Source organism: Pseudomonas sp. DCB_AW (assembly GCF_026240895.1).
GTDB lineage: Bacteria > Pseudomonadota > Gammaproteobacteria > Pseudomonadales > Pseudomonadaceae > Aquipseudomonas > Aquipseudomonas kermanshahensis.
This window is the reverse complement of the sequence record NZ_JAPFCE010000058.1, coordinates 26,412-33,950: the sequence shown is the minus strand read 5'-3', so window position 1 is coordinate 33,950 and position 7,539 is coordinate 26,412. Positions and strand designations below refer to the sequence as shown.

At 62.7% G+C, this 7,539-nt stretch carries 7 protein-coding genes; 5 read left to right on the top strand and 2 right to left on the bottom strand.

The window, feature by feature from the left end:
• Positions 1–88 precede the first annotated feature (88 nt).
• On the bottom strand, positions 89–493 hold the full coding sequence (locus tag OO306_RS22465; protein ID WP_016712459.1) for a YkgJ family cysteine cluster protein: 405 nt from the start codon (positions 491–493) through the stop codon (positions 89–91).
• 198 nt (positions 494–691) lie between these two features.
• On the opposite strand from OO306_RS22465, the gene OO306_RS22460 reads away from it, so the two are divergent.
• From OO306_RS22460 to OO306_RS22440, 5 genes are all read left to right on the top strand, one after another.
• Positions 692–3,142 (top strand): glycogen/starch/alpha-glucan phosphorylase, encoded by a 2,451-nt coding sequence (locus OO306_RS22460; protein WP_027592387.1) that lies wholly within the window; start codon positions 692–694, stop codon positions 3,140–3,142.
• Positions 3,143–3,409: 267 nt separating this feature from the next.
• Positions 3,410–4,420 (top strand): class 1 fructose-bisphosphatase, encoded by a 1,011-nt coding sequence (locus tag OO306_RS22455; RefSeq protein ID WP_027592388.1) that lies wholly within the window; start codon positions 3,410–3,412, stop codon positions 4,418–4,420.
• Between the two features lie 3 nt (positions 4,421–4,423).
• Positions 4,424–5,020 (top strand): DUF924 family protein, encoded by a 597-nt coding sequence (locus tag OO306_RS22450; protein ID WP_238215630.1) that lies wholly within the window; start codon positions 4,424–4,426, stop codon positions 5,018–5,020.
• Positions 5,021–5,223: 203 nt separating this feature from the next.
• Positions 5,224–5,478 carry an outer membrane protein assembly factor BamE gene (gene bamE / locus OO306_RS22445; protein WP_079230016.1) on the top strand — a complete coding sequence of 85 codons (255 nt, stop codon included), beginning with the start codon at positions 5,224–5,226 and terminating at the stop codon, positions 5,476–5,478.
• Positions 5,475–6,047, top strand: a complete 573-nt coding sequence (locus OO306_RS22440) for a lipocalin family protein (protein ID WP_099430662.1) — start codon at positions 5,475–5,477, stop codon at positions 6,045–6,047. The genes bamE and OO306_RS22440 overlap by 4 nt, the downstream gene beginning before the upstream one ends.
• Positions 6,048–6,160: 113 nt before the next feature.
• Here OO306_RS22440 and OO306_RS22435 read toward each other — a convergent pair whose 3' ends face one another.
• Positions 6,161–7,525 (bottom strand): formimidoylglutamate deiminase, encoded by a 1,365-nt coding sequence (locus tag OO306_RS22435; RefSeq protein WP_265969956.1) that lies wholly within the window; start codon positions 7,523–7,525, stop codon positions 6,161–6,163.
• Between the last annotated feature and the right edge of the window lie 14 nt (positions 7,526–7,539).

Genomic DNA, 7,539 nt, shown 5'->3' with positions numbered 1-7,539 from the left:
GCTCCCACAGGTACTGCGCAGCTATTGAAGATTGCGCAAATCCTGTGGGAGCGGGTTTACCCGCGAAGAGGCCGGAGCAAGCTATCGGTCAGCGACCAACCACCTTGGGCTTGTAGGCACAATACCCCGGCCGCGGCCCGACCTTGGGGTGGTTGCGGCAGGTGTCCGGGCGCTTGTCATAAATGGTGCACAGCCGGCTCTTACGATCCAGGTACATGCAGTCATCGTTGCTCATCCGGGTCAGGGTGAAAATGCCTGACTTCTGGTTGAAGCGTTCGATGATGCCTTCCTTCTGCAGGCGTTTGGCCACGTTTTTGGGCGGTTCGTCTTTTTCGAACTCGTCTACCACGCCAATGCGGATCAGATCCTTGATCTTCACCTCCACCGGCAGGGTGCAACAGGTCGAGTGGCAGCCACCGCACATGTGGCTGGCATAGCGCTGCCAAGTCTCCAGGCGGTCGACTTCGGCGGCGGCGATCAGGGTCGTTTTCATCGTTATGGGGGTGAATCACGGGCTTGGGGCGCGCGATGATACCGGAGTTGTTCAATTTGTGAACAACCTTTTGCCCGATTCACGGTGTTGATTCAGTGTTCAGGCATGAAAACTGCGAACAGGAACGGTAAGTCCCTGTCGAAGGGTCTAGTCTCTTCACTCTCCCTCCGTATTCGTCAACTTGCCCGAGGATGCCGCATGTCCCAGGAACCCAAAGCACGTGACGCCGAGGTGGCCGATTTTCGCGCCGCTGTACTGGATAAGCTGACCTACGCGGTCGGCAAGGACCCCGAGCATGCCTTCGACCATGACTGGTTCGAAGCCATTGCCCTGGCCGCGCGTGATCACATGGTCGATCACTGGATGGACCACACCCGTCAGGCCTACCGGCGCAGTCAAAAGCGGGTGTATTACCTTTCTCTGGAATTTCTCATCGGGCGGCTGCTGTACGACAGCCTGAGCAACCTCGGCTTGCTGGACATCGCCCGTGAAGCCCTCGATGGCCTGGACGTCGACCTGGAGCGTATCCGCCTGCTCGAGCCGGATGCGGCGCTGGGCAACGGTGGCCTGGGGCGGCTCGCCGCTTGTTTCATGGAAAGCATGTCGACCCTGGGTATCGCCGCCCACGGCTACGGCATCCGCTACGAGCACGGCCTGTTTCGCCAGGCGGTGGTCGATGGCTGGCAGCAGGAGCAGACCGAAAACTGGCTGGACTTTGGCAACCCCTGGGAGTTCGAGCGCGCCGAGGTGATCTACCCGATCAGTTTCGGCGGCAGCGTCGAAACGGTGCAAGACACCCACGGCCAGCAACGGCAAGTGTGGTGGCCTGGCGAGACGGTGCGCGCGGTGGCTTATGACACGCCGGTGGTCGGCTGGCGTGGCGCCAGCGTCAACACCTTGCGCCTGTGGCGTGCCCGGGCGCTGGAAGAGCTGCACCTGGAGCGCTTCAACGCCGGTGACCACCTGGGCGCGGTCGCCGAAGTGGCCCGTGCCGAGAGCATCTCACGCGTTCTCTACCCGGCCGACAGTACCGAAGCTGGCCAGGAGCTGCGCCTGCGCCAGGAATACTTCTTCGTTTCGGCCTCGCTGCAGGACCTGCTGCGGCGACACCTGAACATGCACAAAGACTTGCTCAACCTGCCCGATGCGGCGGCCATCCAGCTCAACGACACGCACCCGTCGATTGCCGTGGCCGAGTTGATGCGCCTGCTGGTCGACCAGCATGAAATCCCGTGGGAAAAGGCCTGGGAGCTGACCGTCGGCACCCTGGCCTACACCAACCACACCCTGCTGCCCGAGGCATTGGAAACCTGGCCGGTGGCGCTGATGGAGCGCATGCTGCCGCGGCACATGCAGATCATCTACTTGATCAACGCCTACCATATCGACGCCCTGCGCGCGAAAGGCCTGCACGACTTCGACGTGCTGCGGGCGGTGTCGTTGATCGAGGAAGAAAACGGCCGCCGGGTACGCATGGGCAACCTGGCGTTTCTGGGGTCGCACAGCGTCAACGGCGTGTCGGCACTGCACAGCAAGTTGATGAAGAGCACGGTGTTCGCCGAGCTGCACAAGCTCTACCCGCAGCGGATCAACAACAAGACCAACGGCATCACGTTCCGGCGTTGGCTGTACCAGTCCAACCCGCAGTTGACCGAAATGCTGGTCGAGGCGCTGGGCCCGGAGCTCAAGGACGACCCGGAAGGCTTACTCGCCAACCTGGTGCCGTTTGCCGACAAGAGCAGCTTCCGCAAGCAGTTCGCCGCCCAGCGCCTGCATAGCAAGCGCGCCCTGGCCAGCATCATCCAGGACCGTATCGGCGTCACGGTCAACCCGGAGGCGTTGTTCGATGTGCAGGTCAAGCGCATCCACGAATACAAGCGCCAACTGCTCAACCTGCTGCACACCGTGGCCTTGTACCAGGCCATACGCAACGACCCGGGCACCAACTGGGTGCCGAGGGTGAAGATTTTCGCCGGCAAGGCTGCGGCCAGCTATCACCAGGCCAAGCTGATCATCAAGCTGGCCAACGACATCGCCCGGGTGGTGAACAACGACCCGACCGTGCGCGGCCTGCTCAAGGTGGTGTTCCTGCCCAACTACAACGTCAGCCTGGCCGAAAGCATCATCCCGGCGGCGGACCTGTCCGAGCAGATTTCTACCGCCGGCTATGAAGCATCGGGTACCAGCAACATGAAGTTCGGCCTCAATGGCGCGCTGACCATCGGCACACTGGACGGTGCCAACGTCGAGATGTGCGAGCACGTGGGGGCCGACAACATGTTCATCTTTGGCCTGACGGCGCAGCAGGTCGAGGCGCGGCGGCGAGCGGGAGACTTTGGCGCCAGTGTGGCGATTGCCGAGTCGAGCCGCTTGAACGACGTGCTTCAATCGATTCGCAGCGGGGTGTTCTCGCCTGATGATCCCTCGCGCTATACCGGGTTGATCGATGGGCTGGTGGCGTATGACCGCTTCCTGGTGTGCGCCGATTTCGATGCCTACTGGGATGCTCAGCGGCGGGTCGAGGAGCTGTGGCATACGCCGCAGGAATGGTGGCGGATGGCGGTGCTGAACACGGCAAAGATGGGCTGGTTCTCGTCGGACCGGACCATCCGGGAGTATGCGGGCGAGATCTGGAAGGCACTGGATTGAGCATTGGGGCCGCGGTGCGGCCCATTCGCGGGCAAGCCCGCTCCCACAGGATCTGCGTTGCCTTGAAGGCTGCGCAAAACCTGTGGGAGCGGGCTTGCCCGCGAATGGGGTGCACACCAGCCCCAGTCGACAGCCGGCCTGGCAAAGGCTGAACTACCGACCTATTGTGCCGTCAGACAGCCCAGGCGAGTCTCATCACTCGCTAGCATCGCACTCTCCCTGTAAACTGCGGGGGTTTTTCTCCCCCTTTCCATTTCGGAGCCATACATGTCCCGCGTTACCCTGAGTCGCTATCTGATTGAGCAGACCCGCAGCAACAATACCCCTGCCGATCTGCGCTTCCTGATCGAAGTGGTGGCGCGCGCGTGCAAAGAGATCAGCCACCACGTGTCCAAAGGCGCCCTGGGCGGCGTACTGGGCAGCATGGGCACCGAAAACGTGCAAGGCGAAGTACAGAAGAAGCTGGACGTTATCTCCAACGACATCCTGCTGGAGGCCAACGAGTGGGGCGGCCACCTGGCCGGTATGGCGTCCGAAGAAATGGACAACGCCTACCAGATCCCGGGCAAATACCCGAAAGGCGCCTACCTGCTGGTCTTCGACCCGCTGGACGGCTCGTCGAACATCGACGTCAACGTCTCGGTCGGCACCATCTTCTCGGTACTGCGTTGCCCTAACCAGTACCTGAGCCAGAACGAAAGCCTCAACGAAGAAGCGTTCCTGCAGCCAGGCACCGAGCAGGTTGCTGCCGGTTATGCCATCTACGGCCCGCAGACCATGCTGATCCTGACCCTGGGCAATGGCGTCAAAGGCTTTACCCTGGACCGCGAACTGGGCAGCTTCGTCCTGACCCACGAAAATATCCAGGTACCGGCCACCACCGCCGAATTCGCCATCAACATGTCCAACCAGCGCCACTGGGAAGCCCCGGTACAGCGTTACGTGGACGAACTGCTGGCCGGTGAAACCGGTCCGCTGAAAAAGAACTACAACATGCGTTGGATCGCCTCGATGGTCGCCGACGTGCACCGCATCCTGACCCGTGGCGGCCTGTTCATGTACCCGCGTGACGCTCGCGACCCGAGCAAGCCGGGCAAGCTGCGCCTGATGTACGAAGCCAACCCGATGTCGTTCATCATCGAGCAGGCTGGCGGCGCATCCACCAATGGTTACGATCGTATCCTCGACATCAAGCCAGAGAGCCTGCACCAGCGCGTGTCGGTCATCCTCGGCTCGAAGGAAGAGGTCGAGCGCGTCACCGCGTATCACAAGGAGTAAGTCATGCTCGCACCTTGGCAGCCGTTGCTGGAGTGGTGGTTCGGTTGGGGCACCAGTCCCCAGGCCGTGGCTGACGAGAAGAGCACGCTGTGGTTCGGCAAGCATCACGATGCCGAGGCCCAGGCGCTGTTTGGCGACTTGGTCGAACACGCCCTGGCGGGCGGGCTCGAAGAGTGGCAACAGAGCCCGCAAGGCTGGCTCGGCCTGCTGATCCTGCTGGACCAGCTGCCTCGCATGATTTACCGCGACACGCCGCGCGCCTTCGAGGGCGACCGGCGTGCGCAGGTGGTGGCCATGCAGGGCCTGCAAAAAGCCTGGGATTACCAGTTGCTGCCGATCCAGCGGGTGTTCGTGCTGCTGGTGCTGGAGCATGCCGAGGTGCTGGACTGGCAAAACCTGTGCGTCGAACGTTACCAGATGCTGCTGGACGAGCAACCTGAGGCCAATCGCCGGTTGTTCGAGGGGTTCCTCGACTACGCCGAGCAGCACCAGCGGGTGATTGCCCGGTTCGGGCGCTTCCCACATCGCAACCTGATGCTGGAGCGGCCGAGCACCAGCGAAGAGATGGACTTTTTGCTGGAGCCTGGCTCCAGGTTCTGATTGCCACTGGGCCTGCTGCGCAGGCCTGTCGTGACACAAAAACCGCGCGTGCATCTGCAGGCGCGGTTTTTTTGTGCCTGCCATTGGCCAGCCGACCAATGGTGTAGGTGAAAAGGGGGGAGGGCAGGGAACCAGGGAGGGATTTTCCCGTCGAAGGTCACTGCAGGCCACTCGCCTGTATCCCCTGTTCAGGAGTGTCCTTCATGTCGTTGCGTTCCCTCGCCCTGTTGTCCCTGTGCGTCGTTCTGACCGCGTGCAGCAAGATCAACCAGGAAAACTATTCCAAGCTCAAGGCCGGTATGAACAAGGCCGAGGTCGAGCAACTGCTCGGCACGCCCACCGAGTGCTCTGGCGCACTTGGCATGAGCAGCTGTACCTGGGGGGACGAGAAGAGCTTTATCAGCGTGCAATACGCGGCCGACAAGGTACTGATGTATTCAGGGCAGGGCCTCAAATGAGGCGTGTCCACCTGCTGCTGGGGTTGTGCCTGGTGATGCTGCTGGGCGGCTGCGCCACGTCTGCGCATGACCCGCTGGCGCCGAAAACCGCCGGCAATGTCGACCTCAAGCGCTACCAGGGCAAATGGTACGAACTGGCGCGCCTGCCGATGCGCTACCAAGAGGGCTGCGAGCAGTCCGAGGCGCATTACAACCTCAAGCAGGACGGCACGTTTGGCGTGCTCAATCGCTGCCGCACGATCGGTGACGAATGGCTGCGCGCCGAGGGGCATGCCAACATCCAGGAACCGGGGCATACCGACAGACTGTGGGTCGAGTTCGATAACTGGTTTACGCGCCTGGTGCCGGGCGTGGCGAGAGGCGAGTACTGGATTCTGTACGTGGACGACCGCTACCACACGGCGATCGTCGGCAGCCCGGACCGCAAATACCTGTGGATCCTGTCCCGCACACCGAGCCTGCCAGCCTGGCAGCGCGAAAGCTTGCTGGCCAAGGCACGGCAGCAGGGGTATGACACCAGCCGGCTTATCTGGCGCACGGCTGACCAGCAGATCGTCAAGTCTCATTGATGCCATTCATGCTGCTCGTGTAGGAGCAGCCTCGTGCTGCGAAGAGGCCGGTAGGTATTCAGCAAATGTTGGAGAAATACCGGCCTCTTCGCAGCACAAGGCTGCGCCTACCCTCAATTGAGCAGTTGACGCAGAACCTCGACGAACGCCCGCGCGCTTTCCTCTTCCTGCGCATGGCGCCCCTGGCGCACTACCCATTGCCCGTTGACCATCACATCGCGCACCTGGCGATCGCTGCCCGCGAACAGCCAACGGTTGAGAATCGCATCGCCCTTTGCCGTGGCGATGTACGGGTCCTGCCCGTCGAGCACCAGCCAGTCGGCTCGCTTGCCCACTGCCAACTCGCCGACCGCTTGCCCAAGCGCCTGTGCACCGCCGCTCAAGGCAGCGTCATACAGCGTGCGGCCGACCATCGGTTGGTCGCCGCGGTACAACCGGTTGCGCCGTTGATCGCGTAGCCGCTGGCCATACTCCAGCCAACGCAGCTCCTCCACCACGCTGAGCGACACATGGCTGTCCGAGCCAATGCCCATGCGCCCACCTTGTGCCAGGTAATCCACCGCCGGGAAGATACCGTCGCCCAGGTTGGCCTCGGTGGTCAGGCACAGGCCTGCCACCGCGCCACTGCGGGCCATGGCGGTAACTTCATCGGCTTCGGCATGGGTGGCATGCACCAGGCACCAGCGCGCGTTCACGTCGACATGTTCGTACAGCCACTGCAGCGGGCGGCGGCCGCTCCAGGCCAGGCAGTCGTCGACTTCCTTCTGTTGTTCGGCAATGTGGATATGCACCGGGCTGTGCGGGCTGCCAGCCTCCAGCACATGGGCGATCTGCCCTGGCGTGACCGCCCGTAGCGAGTGGAAGCACAGGCCCAGTTGCTGTGCCGGCTGCGCGGCCAGCAGGGGGGCGAGTTGTGCCTGCAGGCGCAGGTACTGCTCGGTGGAATTGATGAACCGCCGTTGCCCTTCGTTCGGAGCCTGGCCGCCGAAACCGGCGTGGCTATAGAGCACCGGCAGCAGGGTCAGGCCGATGCCGCTGCTGGCTGCCGCCGCGCTGATGCGCCGGGACAGTTCGGCAGGGTCAGCGTAGGCCTTGCCAGCCTGGTCGTGGTGCACGTAGTGGAACTCGGCCACCGAGGTGTAGCCGGCCTTGAGCATCTCGATATACAACTGGCGCGCGATGACCTGCAGTTGTTCCGGGGTGATCTGGCCCACCAGGCGGTACATCAGGTCACGCCAGGTCCAGAAGCTGTCGTTGGGGTTGCCCGCCACTTCCGCCAGCCCCGCCATGGCGCGTTGAAACGCATGGGAATGCAGGTTGGGCATGCCCGGCAGCAGCGGGCCGGCCAGCCGTTCGGCGCCTTCGGCCGAAGCATCGGGCTCGATACGGGCCACGTTACCATCGCTGGCGACCTCGATTCGGACATTGCTGGCCCACCCATTGGGCAGCAGGGCACGTTCGGCGAAGTAGGCGGACATCGGTGAAATCCTGT